Raw genomic sequence first — 15,467 nt, forward strand, 5'->3', positions numbered from 1 at the left:
TGCGTCTTCACCTACAACCTCAGAATAGCAAACCATTCGAAGCCTGGGCCGGAGTTTTTAGACTAATTGTTTTCAAGGGGCATGATGGGTAAATGGAAAAATACTAACGCCGCGAGACGAACTTCCGAGCTGCCTCCAACACCGCCAGAAGATCGCAGACGCTAGATCGGTAATTTGTATTCAAATGCCAGCTTTATAATATTTTACCGATCCAGGGGTGATCCCTAGTCTTGACCCAAGAAATGGCAGGCCACAACCGACCTGATTCCAACTTCGATGGGTATAGAGATGACCACTGAAAAAACAAAAATAGATACGCTGATTGTGGGCGCCGGTCAGGCTGGCGTGGCCATGAGTGAACACCTGAGCAAACTCGGCGTGCCTCACCTGGTGCTCGAGCGCAGCCGCATCGCCGAGCGCTGGCGCACCGGCCGTTGGGATTCGCTGGTGGCCAACGGCCCGGCCTGGCACGATCGGTTTCCGGGCCTTGAGTTCGACGATCTCAGCCCTGACGGCTTTGCCCCGAAAGAGCGGGTGGCCGACTATTTCGAAGCCTACGCGAAGAAGTTCAACGCCCCCATCCGCACCGGCGTGGACGTGAAGAAAGTCGAGCGCAATGTCGGTCGTCCAGGCTTCACCATTGAAACCTCCGAAGGCGTGATCGAGGCCAACCGCGTAGTGGCCGCCACCGGACCTTTCCAGCGCCCGGTTATTCCGCCGATCGCGCCGAAAGATCAGCCATTCACCCAGATCCACTCCGCCGAATACCGCAACCCGCAGCAACTGCCAGAGGGCGCTGTGCTGGTGGTGGGCGCCGGCTCGTCCGGGGTGCAGATCGCCGATGAATTACAGAGTGCCGGCAAGCAGGTTTACCTCTCGGTGGGTGCGCACGATCGCCCTCCTCGCGCCTATCGCAACCGTGATTTCTGCTGGTGGCTGGGCGTGCTCGGCGAGTGGGATCAGGCCGCGATGAAACCCGGCCGGGAACACGTGACCATCGCGGTGAGCGGCGCGCATGGCGGCCGCACGGTGGACTTCCGTGGGCTGGCCCATCGCGGAATGACGCTGGTGGGTCTGACCCAATCGTTCAATGGCAGCGTGGCGACGTTCCAGCCCAACCTTGCCGACAACCTGGCACGCGGCGATGAGAACTATCTGGCGCTGCTCAATGCCGCCGACGCCTACGTCGAGCGCAATGGCCTGGACTTGCCGGAAGAACCTGAGGCGCGGCATACCTTCCCGGATCCGGATTGCGTCGCCAACCCGATTCTTGAACTCGACCTGGCCAAGGCTGGCGTGACTTCGATCATCTGGGCCACTGGCTTTGCCACGGATTACAGCTGGCTGAAGGTCGACGCTTTCGACGACAACGGCAAGCCGCAGCATCAGCGCGGAGTGTCGAGCGAGCCTGGGGTGTATTTCCTCGGCCTGCCGTGGCAATCGCGTCGCGGCTCTTCGTTCATCTGGGGTGTTTGGCACGACGCCAAGTACGTGGCTGATCAGATCGCCATCCAGCGCTCATACCACGACTACCGCGATGCCCTGCAACGCGAAGCTGAAACCGCCCCCCTCGCGCATAAAACCACCGTCAGCGCTTAACGAATAGTTCTTCAGGAGCCTCAGATGTCCACGCCAACCCATACCCGTATTCGCATGTTCAACACCAAGGAAACCTACCCGAACCAGAGCCTGGACAATGACCTGTGCCAAGCGGTGCGGGCCGGCAACACCGTTTATGTTCGCGGCCAGGTCGGCACCGATTTCGAAGGCAACCTGGTGGGCCTCGGCGACCCGCGTGCGCAAACCGAGCAAGCCATGCGCAACGTCAAACAGTTGCTGGAGGAAGCTGGCAGCGACCTCAGCCACATCGTCAAAACCACCACTTACCTGATTGACCCGCGTTACCGCGAGCCGGTTTATCGGGAAGTGGGCAAGTGGCTCAAAGGGGTGTTTCCGATTTCCACCGGGTTAGTGGTGTCGGCACTGGGGCAGCCGCAGTGGCTGATGGAGATTGATGTGATTGCGGTGATTCCTGAGTAAGCAGGTAGACCGAGTCGCGGCCATCGCGGGCTTGCCCGCGATGGCGTCGAGACAGACAACCTATTTCTCCAAGCCCGAACAAGGAGCAAAACCATGACCTTCTCCATCGCCGCCCGTTGCCCCGAAACCGGTCAGTTCGGCATTGCAATCAGTTCCTCAAGCATCGCCGTCGGCGCCCGCTGCCCCTGGCTATTGCCCGGTGTCGGCGCGGTCTCCACACAAAATATCACCCTGCCATCCCTCGGCCCGGAAACCCTCGCCCTCATGGAACAAGGCCTCTCACCTGTCGAGGCTCTGGACAAGGCATTGACCCGCAACGGCTACAGCCAATACCGACAAATCACGGCGATCGACCACCTCGGTCGCACCGCGCATTTCAGCGGCTCAGAAACCCTGGGCAACCACAACGCCGTGTCTGGCGAGCAATGCGTGGCCGCCGGCAACATGCTCGCGGACCGAGCCGTGATCGAGGCCATGGTCGAGGCGTACGAACATGGCGAGGGCCAACTGACCGATCGCTTGCTCACCGCGATGAAAGCGGCGGTGGTCGCAGGCGGTGAAGCCGGGCCGGTGCATTCGGCTGCCGTTGTAGTGGTCGGCGAACTGACCTGGCCGATCATCAACCTGCGGGTCGATTGGGCTGATGAAGATCCGATAGGCAAATTGCAGCAGTTGTGGGACGCCTATCGCCCACAGGTCAAGGACTACATCGACCGCGCCCTCGCCCCCGATAAATCCCCTGGCTACGGTGTCGCCGGAGACGACCGATGAGCAACAGCCGCGATTTGCTTGAAGCCTTGGTGGCGTTCGACACCACCAGCCGCGAATCAAATCTGCAGCTGATCGAGTTCGTCCGCGACTACCTCGCCCGCTTCGATGTGCCTTGCGAGCTGGTCTACAACGACGAGCGCAGCAAGGCCAATCTGTTCGCCACCATCGGCCCGGCGGATCAGCCGGGCATCGTGTTGTCGGGGCACACCGATGTGGTGCCCGTCGACGGCCAGCCGTGGACGGTTGCGCCGTTCCAGCTCACCGAGCGCGACGGCAAGCTGTACGGTCGCGGCACCGCGGACATGAAAGGCTACATTGCCTGCGTACTCGCCCTGGTGCCGTCGCTGGTGAAGGCCTCGCTACGACTGCCGGTGCACATCGCGCTGTCCTACGATGAGGAAGTCGGCTGTCTCGGCGTTCGTTCGCTTTTGAAAGCCCTCGAACAGCGCCCGGTCAAACCGATGCTCTGCATCATCGGCGAACCGACCGAGCTCAAACCGGTGCTCGGCCACAAGGGCAAGCTGGCGATGCGCTGCGACATTCATGGCGAAGCCTGCCATTCGGCGTACGCGCCACTCGGGGTCAATGCGATTGAATACGCCGCCGAACTGATCGGCGAACTGGGGCGAATAGGTCAAAGGCTCAAGGCACCGGAACATCACGACGCCCGTTTCGATCCGCCGTTCAGCACCGTGCAAACCGGCGTCATCTCCGGCGGCAAGGCTTTGAACATCGTCCCCGCCGATTGCCGCTTCGACTTTGAAATCCGCGCCCTGCCCTCACAAGACCCTGGCCTCGTTGCGCAGGAATTGCAGACCTACGCCGAGCAACAAGTGCTACCGCGCATGCGCGCCGTGAGTGATCAGAGTGAAATCCGCTTCAGTGAGTTGTCGGCCTATCCCGGTTTGGCGACCGATGCGCACAGCAAAGCCGCTGAGCTGATCGCGGCTTTTTCCGGTTCTCGGGAGTTCGGTACGGTGGCGTTCGGCACCGAGGGCGGTCTGTTTGACGCGGCGGGTATTGCGACAGTGGTGTGCGGTCCGGGCAGCATGGATCAGGGTCATAAGCCGGACGAATTTGTCAGCCTCGAACAACTGAACGGCTGCGACCAAATGCTGCAACGGATGCTGTTATCAATCAGCCGCTGATGATTGGCCCGACGCTCAGGTATACAGTCGGGCCAGTTCTTCCTGGCAGTAATCCACGAATAGCTGTACCGGTTTGGTCAGCTGCGACCTTCTCAACCATGCCGCCGACAGACCCGAACCGGTCACGGTTTCGGCCAGCGGTATGCACACGACTTTCTGCCCGTCATAGGTGTATTCGGAAAACGGTTTGGTGACCAGAATCGAAAAACCAAAACCGCGCCCGACCATCCCTCGCACCATCTCGATCGAAGGTGAGCTGAACACGATGTGCGGCGTCAGCCCACGCTCTTCAAAAATGCTCACGAAGTAGGTCCGGCTCGGCACCACGTCCAGCAATATCATCGGCTCCAGCACCAGGTCATTCAGCGACACTTTCGCCTGTTGCGCGAAGCGGTGATCCGCCGGCAACAAGGCGTAGGGCTGTTGCGGCGGCATCAGCGGCACTGTCTCAATCGTGCTGTCCAGATCGTGTTCGAACAGCATCGCCAGGTCGATGCTGCCGGCGGTCAGTGCCTGCACCAGTTCCTGCTGCTCGCCATCGCGAATACGGATCTCCACACCTGGCCAACGCTCCTTGAAACCAGCGATCAAACGCGGCAGGTACAGCGGCGCCACCGTTTCAAAACAGCCAATATCGATTTGCCCCGCGACCACGTCGTTGTCCGCCAGCGCGTTCTGCTCAAACTCATGCGCGACCCGCAGCAGCTCCAGCGCCTTGCGATAAAACCGCGACCCGCTCGGCGTCAGCGAAACACCCTGGGCGTGATGCCGGATAAACAGCTGCACGCCAAAACTTTCTTCAAGGTGCTTGATCGCCGTCGACACCGACGGCTGCGCGATATAAAGCTTGCGCGAAGCCTCCGCCACGCTGCCGCAGTCGGCGGTGGTGACGAAATACTTGAGCTGTCGCAGGTTGTAAGCGGCCATGGGGACCTCCAGACACAACACATCAAAATCAAAAAACTTCCGCGGAACACAATTACTGTAAGAGCTGGCGAAGCCTGCGGGATCAGTCGATGCACAACTCTGTGGCGAGGGGGCTTGCCCCCGTTGGGTCGCGAAGCGGCCCCAAAACCTGCAACCATGGTGTATCAGGTGCACCGCATGCAGCGGTTTTACGACTGCTTCGCAGCCGAGCGGGGGCAAGCCCCCTCGCCACAGGTAACAAAACCAGGCATTACGGAGTATCCAAGGACGCTCAGGATCAAGGCTGAACATACCCGACACATCAAAACCCCGGGCATATATTTTTTAAGGTTTGAAGCAACAAACTTACTAATTTATCTATCCCGACGCATTGCACATCATCGCTCCAACAAGAAAAGCGTCGCTCGCGCGGCGCTCACCGAAGTACGTCCACGTACTCATCCTTGCCTTGGAGTTCACCATGTCCACCGCAGCAACACCCTCCGCTCCGCTCATCGAAAAACACACGATTGGATACGTCCCCCCGGAAGATCGCCACGGAAAGGTAAGAGACCTGTTCACCCTCTGGTTCGGCGGCAACATCGCGCCGCTACCCATCGTCACCGGCGCCCTCGGCGTGCAATTGTTCCAGCTGAACCTGGTGTGGGGCATCGTCGCCATTCTGGTCGGCCACCTGGTCGGCGGCGTGCTGATGGCCCTGCACTCGGCGCAAGGCCCGCAGATGGGCATTCCACAAATGATCCAGAGCCGCGCTCAGTTCGGCTCCCTCGGCGCCCTGCTGGTGGTGCTGATCGCCGGCATCATGTACATCGGCTTCTTCGCCTCCAACATCGTCCTCGCCGGCAAGTCCCTGCACGGCGTGGTCGACAGCGTGCCGGTGCCAGTGGGCATCGTCATCGGCGCGCTCGGGTCGGGCATCATCGGCATCATCGGCTATCGCTTCATCCACGTGCTCAACCGCATCGGCACCTGGGTGCTGGGCGTCGGCATTGTGCTGGGCTTCGGCTACATCCTCACCCACGTGCAAACCGCCGACTTCCTTACCCGCGGCAGCTTCAATATTTCCGGTTGGCTGGCCACCGTATCGTTGGCCGCGCTCTGGCAAATCGCCTTCGCCCCTTACGTGTCCGACTACTCGCGCTACCTGCCGGAAGACGTGCCCGTCGCCGCTACTTTCTGGACCACTTACCTCGGCTCGGCACTCGGCTCCAGCCTGTCGTTCATCTTCGGCGCCGTCGCAGTCCTCGCCACCCCCGTCGGCATGGACACCATGGACGCGGTCAAACTCGCCACCGGCTCCATCGGCCCACTGATGCTTGTGCTGTTCCTGCTCAGCGTCATCAGCCACAACGCCCTCAACCTCTATGGCGCCGTGCTGTCGCTGATCACCCTGGTGCAAACCTTCGCCTACCGCTGGATCCCCACCGCCAAGAGCCGCGCCATCCTCTCGGTCATCGTCCTCGCCGCCTGCTGCTTCGCCGCCGTCGGTGCATCAGCCGACTTCATCGGCCACTTCGTCGACATGGTGTTGGTGTTGCTCGTGGTGCTGGTGCCCTGGACCGCGATCAACCTGATCGACTTCTACGCCATTCACAAAGGTCAGTACGACATCGATTCGATCTTCCAGGTCGATGGCGGGATCTATGGCCGGTACAACCCGCAGGCGTTGTTGGCGTATGCGATCGGGATTGCGGTGCAGATTCCGTTCATGAACACGCCGCTGTATGTCGGGCCGATCTCGGCGCACATCAATGGGGCAGATTTGTCCTGGGTGGTGGGGTTGTTGGTGACTTCGCCGTTGTACTGGTGGTTGGCGAATCGTGACACGGCTTACAGACGTCGGCTGTCTACCGGAAAACTGGCCAACAGTCTGTAACCCTGTGGGATGAGGTTTGCCCGCGATGAGGCCTTCAAAAGCACCATCGCCGGCAAGCCGTTCTTGCTGTGGAACATCCGCAACGCGTTACCAACACCCGCTACGAACGCAACACCCCCATCGCCCGCCGATACTTCTCAACGCGCTCCAGATCCTCCCAGGACGGCTGGGCAATCCGCGACAAGTCGCTGTTCTCTTCCAGATCCGCCAGCTTCACCACCCGCCCGATCGGGTTCTGCGCCGCGCGCTCGACGAACGCCTCGTAGGACTCACCCGGCGCCTTGGTCACCGACGCAATCGCCGTCAGCACCGCTTCACTGAAACCTTCCTTGCGCAGATCGTCGAGGCCGATGCCGCAGTCCTCGACCACGTCATGTAACACCGCGACGATGCGCTCTTCCAGCGTGTTCACCCGCAGCATGACTTTCAGCGGATGCAGGATGTAAGGCGCCCCGCCCTTGTCCACCTGCCCCTCATGCGCCGCGGCGGCGATGGCAATGGCGCGCTCCAGTGTCTGACTCATGGGATTCTCCTCGGGTTAAATGCCGTAACGTCGCGGCCAGGATTTTGAAGTCTGCAAAATATGTAGGAATCTGCTCGTTGTGGCGAGGGAGCTTGCTCCCGGTGGGCTGCGAAGCGGCCCCAAACCCTGTTAGCCCATCTTGGTGAGCTGGTTTGAGCTGATCCAGAGCTCAGCTCACCAACGCTGAAGCACGAAGATAGAAGCCTCTTGCCCAGCCTTAAGATTGAGAACATTTTTTACTTTTTTTGTGCACGAATAAACCGTAAAGATTCCACCAAACCAGCCGAAAAAGACTAAACAGCAAATCGCCACTCATCCGTGTGATCCGGCTATTTGCACCGCACTTCCTCGGATGGTGATCGTCATAATGAAAATAAAAAACAAGCTCGTCCTTGCCTTTGTATTGGTCGCCTTCATTCCGGTGAGCCTGGTGGCGGTGATATCGGTGCTGAATATACGGGCTCAGGCGGTCGATCAGTTTCTCGATGGCAGCACCCGTGAAATACGCCAGATCGACGGCAATATGCGGCAGTTTTTCGACGGCACGCAGCAAAATGTCGATCAAATGGCCACCGACCCTGTATACACATCGATCGCAGGCCTAAAACACTATCAGGCCGCCGATGCCGCCAGCCTGCCTCTGCCACCGGCCGCCCGGCATGTCATTGATGCGTTCGCCCGTTATGGCGCGATGCACCCGGCCGCCGCCATCCTTTCCATCGGCCTGGAAGATGGCAGCTACGCGAAATGGCCGGACGACCCGCAGCTGTCGAACTACGACCCGCGTTTGCGCCCTTGGTACAAAGCCGCCATGGCTAGCCCCGGCAAAACGGTACGAACCCCCGCTTACTACTATGACAAGGACGCTGTGGCGCTGGTCGGCAGCGCCAGGGCACTGCTCGATGACGCTGGAAACGCCAAGGGTGTATTGGTCGTGAGCGTTTCGCTGAAAAACCTCACCGAACTGGTCAAAAGCATCAAGCTCGGCGAAAGCGGCTACGTGATGTTGATCGAGGACGGCACCGTGCTGGTCGACCCGCGTGACGCCGGGCACAGCTTCAAGCAGCTCAAGGACCTGGGCGAGCCCTACGCCAAACTGGCTGCCACCGCGCAGGGCTCCACCGAGGTGCAAATCAACGGGGTCAGGTACATGGCCAATGTCTGGACATCGCCCGGCCTTGGTTGGCGTTACGTTGGTTTGATCGAGTACAGCGAAGTCATGGCCGCGGCCACTCGCATGACCTACCTGACGGCGGTTATCGTGGTTGTGCTGGTGCTGTTCTTTGCGCTGCTCGCTGCGGCGTTCGCCAGGGTGATCGTCAAGCCTATCGGCCAGGTCAGCACCGGGTTGCAATCGATTGCCGAAGGCGAAGGTGATCTGCGCCGCGATCTCGAGGTGCAGGGCAAGGACGAAACTGCAGAACTGGCAGGCTGGTTCAACAAGTTTCTCGCCGCGATACGCCAGTTGATACAACGTATCGGCGCCGCATCGACCAACCTGCAGGATGCCTCGCGCGTCAACAGCGAGGTGGCCAATAACATGAATCAGGCGGCCGGTCGTCAGCGTGAAGCGGTGGAGTTGGTGTCCACGGCATTCAACGAAATGGTCGCTACCGCCAACGAAGTGGCCCGTTCGTGCAGCACCGCAGCCGACTCCGCCGAGAACGGACACCACCGTGTGGCCGAAGGCAAACAGCAGATCGAATTGACCACCCAGAACGTCAACCGCCTGGGTCGTCGCTTGACCGAGTCTTCCCAGGCCATGGTGGAGCTGGAAGAAGGCAGCCGCAGCATCAACCAGATTCTGGGCACCATCCGCGCCATCGCCGAGCAGACCAATCTGCTGGCACTGAACGCGGCGATCGAGGCCGCCAGGGCGGGTGACCAGGGCCGGGGTTTTGCCGTGGTCGCGGATGAGGTCCGAGCCCTGGCCAAGCGCACGTCCGACTCCACCGGGGAAATCGACCAGTTGCTCAACACGCTCGGCAGCAAGACCCAGGAAGTTTCGCAGAAGATGGAAAGTTGCCTGGACCTGTCGCGTGCCAGCGTGTCCTCGATCGAGAACGCACGTGACAGCTTTGAAGGCATCCAGTTGTCGGTCAATGAAATCCGGGATCAGAACCTGCAGATATCGGCAGCGGCGGAAGAACAGCACAGTGTGGCCGAAGAGATCAATCGACATATCCAGCAGATCTACGACGAAGCACGGCTGGTCGAAAGCCTGGCCAACTCCGCGCAAGAAGACTCAGGCCGGCTGTCGCACCTCTCGGATGAACTGAACGGGCTGGTGGGGCGTTTCAAGTCGTAGGGGTATTGTGGTTTGTAGTGGCCAACCGATGGGGACTCCGTTGGATGAGTGCCTTGATGGGTTTCAGCTGATAGTGGAAGAAAAGGTGACAGGTCTATTTATCAAATAGATCTGTCACCTTTTTTGGTCACCTTTTTTGAGAATCATTGACACCAGCGTCGCCTGATCGACGCCCGGATGACCATCCACCAGCTCAGCGACCCAGCCACAGCCGGACTTCTGCAAATGCAGACGCCACTCACCCGGCCAAGCCTCAAGCGCCGACACCGCCAACCACGCCGCCCCGCCCTGCTCGCAATGACCACCACCGATGGACTGTTCGAAACAAAAAGGCGCGTCCGGCCGGGAAAGGTCGATGTGGAAGAGGTAAATGTCCTGGGTTTTGTGCTGCGGCGTGGGAGCGTTGTTGCGGCTGCCGATTTCGATCATGGGCGCGTTCCATCCTTGATTTGCCATTGGCTTTCAGTCTACGACGGCGGCGGCGCTGAGCGGAAGCAAGCGACCTCACCGCCGAATATCCCGCGCCTGATCGTTCGATGAGCGCGCGGCCAGGATTTTGAAGTCTGCAAAACGTGTAGGAATCTGCCCTTTGTGGCGAGGGGGCTTGCCCCCGTTGGGCTGCGAAGCAGCCCCAAACCCTGCTAGCCCGTTTCCTCAGACACACCGCAACGCCCGGTTTTGCGGCGGCTGCGCCACCGAACGGGGGCAAGCCCCCTCGCCACAGTGACCGCGTGTGGTCCTACAGCCCGGTTGCGGCTACCAAAATCACTGCCTAGAGTGGGTCTGTCGCTGAGCGAATTCAGCGATAGGGTTTCGCAGCCCTGACGATACGTGTAGTAACCTTGCACCCCAAAACCAGCAACGGTCGCACAAACGCGCCCGTACTCCGTTTATGGTGGCTGTGTGTGGGAGATCTTCGGGTCTGCCGGGTTCCTCGTATCCTCGGTCTGCGAACCCGCACATAGCTACCACCCATTCGTTTCGCAGCGAACGGCAGTAGTTCTTCTTACAGATACGAGGAAGATTTACTTATGAGCACGAATACCCCGCTCCGCCACTACTCCCCAATGTCCCACTTCGCCACCGACCACCCCGTCCTCCTCATCGACGCCGACGCTCCGATACGCGAACTCCACAGTTGCCTCAGCGAACGCCTCAACGCCGTCCTCAAATACCTCAACCTCATGGCCTGCACCAGCCTCCCCGACTACGCCGAACACGACATCAACACCGTCACCAACATCGCCCGGATCATGGTTCAGGATGTGAGCGATGTGTTTCGGGTGATTGAGCAGCGTGGGTTTGATACGCCCAAGGGTCAGTGACTTAATTTCAGTCGTAGAAAAACCGCATTACTGCGGTTTTTCTGCTTCCTGCTCCGACTCTGACAACAACAATCAGTAAACCTGCACCCGCCACAACTCCCGCGACGAAGAACCCGCCGACATCGGCAGCCGCCCATGCAGCGTCCGATAGTTGTCGATCAGCACCAGATCACCCTCACTCCATTGATGAGCAATCAGACACTCCGGGTCATAAACCAGCGCATTGACCTGTTCCAGCAACGCCTGCTGAGCCTGCTCGTCATGGTCCTGCACAGACTGGCTCAAGGTCTGAAATGTCGAGTCGGTGCCCTCTTGGTAACGCAGGATGAGCTCGCCGCTGCGGGGGTGGTGATCCACCAGGCTGTACATGCGTGGCGAGCCGCCGAAGTAGGTCATTTTGGTGTAGTAGGTGATGTTCACGCCCAGCCATTGTCGGGCGACTTGCTGCCCGACCTTGCGCAGTACGTTGCGGCTGTCGACGATGGTGGTCTGGCCCTCGCCCGGCTGCGGCGCGGTCTTGCAGTACAGCATGAATTTGCTGGCGCAGAATTTCGGGTTGCGTTGAACTTGCGCATCGCTGTCGGGCAGCATGTTCAGGTCCCAGTGCAACGGTGTTTTCTCCAGCGAGTGCACCACGCCTTGGGGTTTGTCCGCAGGCTTGACCACGTGAACGGCACCGAAGGCCCATTCGTAGAGCGTGCCGAAACGTTCGCAGCTGCGAGCAAAGCTGTCCTGGTCATCGAAGCGGCAGCCTTTGAGGCAGACGAAACCGAAGGTTTCCACCAGTGCTTCCAGCAGGCCGGTGGAGAGTCGTTCGAAACCCAGCCCCAACGGGTCTCGCACCACCAGGCCAAACAGCGGAAGTTTTTGCAGTTCGTACTCGAAGCCTTGGGCCTGCGGGTTTTCTGTTTGATGGTAGAGCCATGGCCGCCCCTCATAGGTGATCAGCACATGGTGGTCCAGGTCGACCTGAGCACGGGTGCGAAGGGTCTGGCTGCCGTCGAGGTTGCACACCGGCACGGCGTGCCAGGGGCTGTACACACGCTTGAGTCCTTCGGCCAGGCCGAAGGTGAATTTGGGGCCGGCATTGCTGTATTGATGGACCGACAAGCGAATGTCATCGCCAAAGAAACGGTCCACTGCCGCGTTCAATGCCTGCCCGCGATACATCATTTGGTAGGCTTTGAAGTTGATTTGTTGCAGGTACTCGTCCTCGCTCTGCCCGTCTTCGCGGCACAGACGCAGGTCGTTGTAGAGGTGACTGCAGAGGTCGTCATGCGCCCGGCTGAGGGATTCATCGTCGCGGCTCTGCTCGATCAGTTCACCAAGGTTTTTCCACGGCAAACGGGCCTGCTTGATCAGGCTGGCGCGAACCGACTCGGCACTTTGGGCCTGGGGAAACAGGTCTTCCATGCTGACCCACTCAATCGTGTGGGTGGTGCACAGTTCACGCAACGCCCGGTTGTAGGCGGCGCGAACGTCGTCGGCCACGCCGACGATGTCATTGAAGGTCGTGCCGTCGCTGAGGATCGACACCACGCAGCCCGGTGCGTGCAACGCGGCAATGGCTTGGCCGAGTTGGTCGAGGCGCTCGATGGCCATGACCTCGCCGTAGTCCGGCAGCACGCCGAAGGTCTGGTCGCTGGCGTTTGGCGACTTGCAGGGAAAGCCTGGCAAAACCAGACGCACTGGCAGGCCCTGATCGAAGCAGTGCCCCAATCGAAGCGCCAGATGCGCCCTGCCTTGTGTGTCGAAACAATCATCCGTGCCTTTGAGCAGATAACCGGCCAGCAAATCGCTGACGGCAGCGATCCAGGCGTCTCTATGTTCCATAGAACAATTTCCTTGAGGGTGTGTGTATCAATAGGATTTGACGGTGTCGCCATGCTCGGTGAACGCATGCGCAGCCCCGCAGGCTTGCTGCAAAATGCGCAGCAATTCGGCCGGGTGTTCACAGCACAAGTTCGGGGCCTGGGCCTGCAAGTCTGGTGTCAGGCCATAGCCCCAAGTGACTGCCGCCGAATACATGCCTGCAGCACGGGCCGTTTGCAGATCGATCTCCGTGTCACCGACGAACAAGCAGCGTTGCGGATCAACCGACAACCGCCGGGCGGCTTCCCATGCCACCTCCGGTTGCGGTTTGAGCGACCTGCCTGCGCGATGTCCCAGAATTGGCCCGAAAGCATTCTGCGGCAGCAACGTTGTGGAAACCTGCAACGCCATTTCCTCGGCCTTGTTGGTCACGATAGCCAGCGGTAGCTGTAACTGTCGGCAGCCTTCGAGCAATTCCAAGACACCGCTGAATGGACGGGAAAATTGAACCAGGTTGTGCTGATAGAGCGCCACATAGCGCTGGTGCAAGGCGACCGCATCGACTATGCCAAACTGCGCGGCGACCCGCTCGCTCATCGCCGTGGTGCCGCCGCCGATATACCCCCGCACTGTTTCCGAGGTCAGCGCCGGGCAACCGTGTTCGAGCAGCACTTGGTTCAAGCACCAGGTGATGTCGGGCAAGGTGTCGACCAGAGTCCCGTCCAAATCGAAGAGTACGGCTTCGACCCGTAACCGAGACGTCATCATTGAGCACTGGCGTAATGACAAGGACGCCCCTTGCGGAACACCAGGCGGTGATAGCGCTCATCGACATTGCTGCGTTTTTCGAGCGTGACCACACCCCGTCGCTTGATGGCCACCGAATGCCAGGGCGTACGCCACAGGTCACTGGTTGGCACCAACCGGATACCGATCTTCGTCGAGACCGCCAGCTGCGGGTGAATCGACAGGCGCAGGCAATGCGGGTAACGCGCCTGTAACAGCGCACCCCAGGCTTCACTGCGCTGGATCACCCGCTGCGAGGCCGGCTTGGCGACCTTCTTCACTGCGTTGAGGCTCATGCCAGCGAATACTTTCAGTCCCGAGTAATCCTCGGAAAGAAAGCGATGGATGCCGCAGTACATCAACATCATGTGCGGATCATCCTTGAAGCGCTGCTGCAACAAGATCAATGACTGACCGTGCTCGATCATCATCTCTTCACGCATGGCGTCCAGACAATCCAGCTGAGGGTAGGCATCCCGGAGATCGAAATGGGCAAACGTACCGCGGTAGTGCTGCTCGGCGTAGTGCTGGATAGCGTCGGTGTAGGCCTTGACGTCGGAATCGGGAACATGCACCAAGTCAGAGAACACATAGCCATCGGAACAAATATGAATCAGCGCGCCCGGTGCGTAGATCTCCTGGATCTCTGTGCACAGGCGGTTTAACTCATCGATAGCATGATGTTCAGCAAGATCGGGCAGATGACTCAGGGTTTTCTTGCGGCTGGGCGATTTGCCGGGAAAGGCTGGCAAGACCATTTCAATCTTGCGACCGCTCTCGACCGCCTGCATGACCTTGGTCAGATGGGGTTCCAGCACCTGCGACGACAGTTCGTGATCCTGCCCCGGGGCGAGGCTACGACGGCGAAACAGACATTCGAGGATTTGCTCGGCAATGTTCATGTGTGGGGTGTTCTGATGCTCGTGCACCAGCTGACCGCACACCTGTTGAGCAACGGTGTTTGAACCTTGCATAGACAATCCTTTGTGTTGTGAACAACGGCCATCTTTTGGCCATCAGCAGATATCCCTTACCTGCGGGCGGCTAAATTCCTACAAGTTGTGAGGGCTGTCAATCGTGGCAATCCGGAATATTACGGCACCAAAATCACCGAAAAACCCTCACACAGGCTCATGCAACGTCCAGGCTGGCAAGGCCATACTGCGGCCACACAAGTGTGCCTGGTCCTGATTCCATTGCGCTCTCCTGAAAAACAGATCGGAAGGTGTGAACCTTGTTCAGGATGGGACACCGCCCCCTTTTCTCGTTAGCCTGACAATCTGGTCAGTGCCGACCACAGTTAGAATCAGCGGGAGGCTCAAAATTGAGTACGTTCGACAATGGACGACTAGATTTCCCGGACGGGACCACCTCATACACACTAAACGCACATATTGCCTGTCCGTTACCCTCAGCGGCGGGCCGATAAACAAGGCCGATATCGGCTTCATAGCTCTTGTTTTCTTCAAAGACAAAAAGCCGCGTGGCTTCGGGGCAGGTCTGATACGTACTGCCGTAACTACCGGCGAAAAGCTTCAAACGCTCCAACAAAAAAGGTTTGCCCGCAGGGACAAGGTATTCAGGGGCCATCTCGGTGTAGGCCCCCTCAGCCATTCTCGTCGCCCCCAGATACTCCGGCATTTTCGGTGCGAAGCGCGCAACCATATTCAGTTGCTGTGGCACGAGAGGCATCTGTGGGTAGTTCACGCTAGGCTGATGCTCACCGAAAAAACGACCCGCCTTCGCCAACACCTTGGTATCCGCGCTACACCCCGTGTATGCATTGCCACGCACATAACCATTGGTAATCACCCGAAGCTTCGCCGTCGGAACGTCCGACGCGGGTTCGATGTAGGGTTCCAGTGGTTTGATGCTGCAGGCGGTGAGTAGAGAGAAGGCGGTGATGAGTGTTTTTTTCTTGATATCCATATACTGACTCTTGCACAGCTCT

14 protein-coding genes and 1 pseudogene are annotated in these 15,467 nt (G+C 59.3%); 8 read left to right on the forward strand and 7 right to left on the reverse strand.

What is annotated here, in order from left to right:
- The first annotated feature begins 288 nt into the window (after positions 1-288).
- The 4 genes from LOY36_RS16475 to argE all read left to right on the forward strand — a co-directional run bounded on the left by LOY36_RS16475 (position 289) and on the right by argE (position 3,959).
- Entirely contained in the window at positions 289-1,599 is a 1,311-nt protein-coding gene (locus tag LOY36_RS16475) for an NAD(P)/FAD-dependent oxidoreductase (protein WP_258668881.1), read from the forward strand.
- Positions 1,600-1,623: 24 nt separating this feature from the next.
- The gene (locus tag LOY36_RS16480) at positions 1,624-2,040 is read left to right on the forward strand and encodes a RidA family protein (protein ID WP_018930235.1); all 417 of its coding nucleotides are present in this window, start codon (positions 1,624-1,626) and stop codon (positions 2,038-2,040) included.
- A gap of 93 nt (positions 2,041-2,133) precedes the next feature.
- Positions 2,134-2,811, forward strand: a complete 678-nt coding sequence (locus LOY36_RS16485) for a DUF1028 domain-containing protein (RefSeq protein ID WP_258668882.1) — start codon at positions 2,134-2,136, stop codon at positions 2,809-2,811.
- On the forward strand, positions 2,808-3,959 hold the full coding sequence (argE, locus tag LOY36_RS16490) for an acetylornithine deacetylase (RefSeq protein ID WP_258668883.1): 1,152 nt from the start codon (positions 2,808-2,810) through the stop codon (positions 3,957-3,959). The genes LOY36_RS16485 and argE overlap by 4 nt, the downstream gene beginning before the upstream one ends.
- Before the next feature lie 15 nt (positions 3,960-3,974).
- Here the strand turns inward: argE and LOY36_RS16495 are convergent, their stop codons facing one another.
- Positions 3,975-4,886 carry a LysR family transcriptional regulator gene (locus LOY36_RS16495; RefSeq protein WP_019648652.1) on the reverse strand — a complete coding sequence of 304 codons (912 nt, stop codon included), beginning with the start codon at positions 4,884-4,886 and terminating at the stop codon, positions 3,975-3,977.
- A gap of 460 nt (positions 4,887-5,346) precedes the next feature.
- Between LOY36_RS16495 and LOY36_RS16500 the strand changes: the two genes are divergently transcribed.
- The gene (locus LOY36_RS16500) at positions 5,347-6,762 is read left to right on the forward strand and encodes a cytosine permease (RefSeq protein WP_258668884.1); all 1,416 of its coding nucleotides are present in this window, start codon (positions 5,347-5,349) and stop codon (positions 6,760-6,762) included.
- Between the two features lie 100 nt (positions 6,763-6,862).
- Here LOY36_RS16500 and LOY36_RS16505 read toward each other — a convergent pair whose 3' ends face one another.
- Positions 6,863-7,285, reverse strand: coding sequence for an HD domain-containing protein (locus LOY36_RS16505; RefSeq protein WP_258668885.1), 423 nt, complete (start codon positions 7,283-7,285; stop codon positions 6,863-6,865).
- 367 nt (positions 7,286-7,652) lie between these two features.
- Here LOY36_RS16505 and LOY36_RS29155 point away from each other — a divergent pair.
- Together LOY36_RS29155 and LOY36_RS29160 are read left to right on the forward strand one after the other, a co-directional pair.
- Positions 7,653-8,738, forward strand: a pseudogene (locus LOY36_RS29155) (cache domain-containing protein); the annotation flags it as partial.
- An 87-nt stretch (positions 8,739-8,825) separates the two neighbouring features.
- A complete protein-coding gene (locus LOY36_RS29160; RefSeq protein ID WP_408981127.1) occupies positions 8,826-9,593 on the forward strand; it encodes a methyl-accepting chemotaxis protein in 768 nt (255 codons plus the stop codon).
- 114 nt (positions 9,594-9,707) lie between these two features.
- Here LOY36_RS29160 and LOY36_RS16515 read toward each other — a convergent pair whose 3' ends face one another.
- A complete protein-coding gene (locus LOY36_RS16515; RefSeq protein ID WP_258668889.1) occupies positions 9,708-10,022 on the reverse strand; it encodes a hypothetical protein in 315 nt (104 codons plus the stop codon).
- A 602-nt stretch (positions 10,023-10,624) separates the two neighbouring features.
- On the opposite strand from LOY36_RS16515, the gene LOY36_RS16520 reads away from it, so the two are divergent.
- The gene (locus LOY36_RS16520; RefSeq protein ID WP_258668890.1) at positions 10,625-10,918 is read left to right on the forward strand and encodes a fructose-bisphosphate aldolase; all 294 of its coding nucleotides are present in this window, start codon (positions 10,625-10,627) and stop codon (positions 10,916-10,918) included.
- 72 nt (positions 10,919-10,990) lie between these two features.
- On the opposite strand, the gene LOY36_RS16525 is transcribed toward LOY36_RS16520, so the two are convergent.
- From LOY36_RS16525 to LOY36_RS16540, 4 genes are all read right to left on the reverse strand, one after another.
- The gene (locus tag LOY36_RS16525; RefSeq protein WP_258668891.1) at positions 10,991-12,751 is read right to left on the reverse strand and encodes an L-tyrosine/L-tryptophan isonitrile synthase family protein; all 1,761 of its coding nucleotides are present in this window, start codon (positions 12,749-12,751) and stop codon (positions 10,991-10,993) included.
- A gap of 27 nt (positions 12,752-12,778) precedes the next feature.
- On the reverse strand, positions 12,779-13,495 hold the full coding sequence (locus LOY36_RS16530; RefSeq protein ID WP_258668892.1) for an HAD family hydrolase: 717 nt from the start codon (positions 13,493-13,495) through the stop codon (positions 12,779-12,781).
- Positions 13,495-14,490, reverse strand: a complete 996-nt coding sequence (locus LOY36_RS16535) for an isocyanide synthase family protein (RefSeq protein ID WP_019648646.1) — start codon at positions 14,488-14,490, stop codon at positions 13,495-13,497. Before LOY36_RS16535 ends, LOY36_RS16530 begins: the two co-directional genes overlap by 1 nt.
- A 310-nt stretch (positions 14,491-14,800) precedes the next feature.
- Complete coding sequence (locus tag LOY36_RS16540; protein WP_258668893.1) at positions 14,801-15,445, reverse strand: amidase; 645 nt, start codon at positions 15,443-15,445, stop codon at positions 14,801-14,803.
- Positions 15,446-15,467: the final 22 nt, after the last annotated feature.

It is taken from the genome of Pseudomonas sp. B21-019 (assembly GCF_024749225.1).
Lineage (GTDB): Bacteria > Pseudomonadota > Gammaproteobacteria > Pseudomonadales > Pseudomonadaceae > Aquipseudomonas.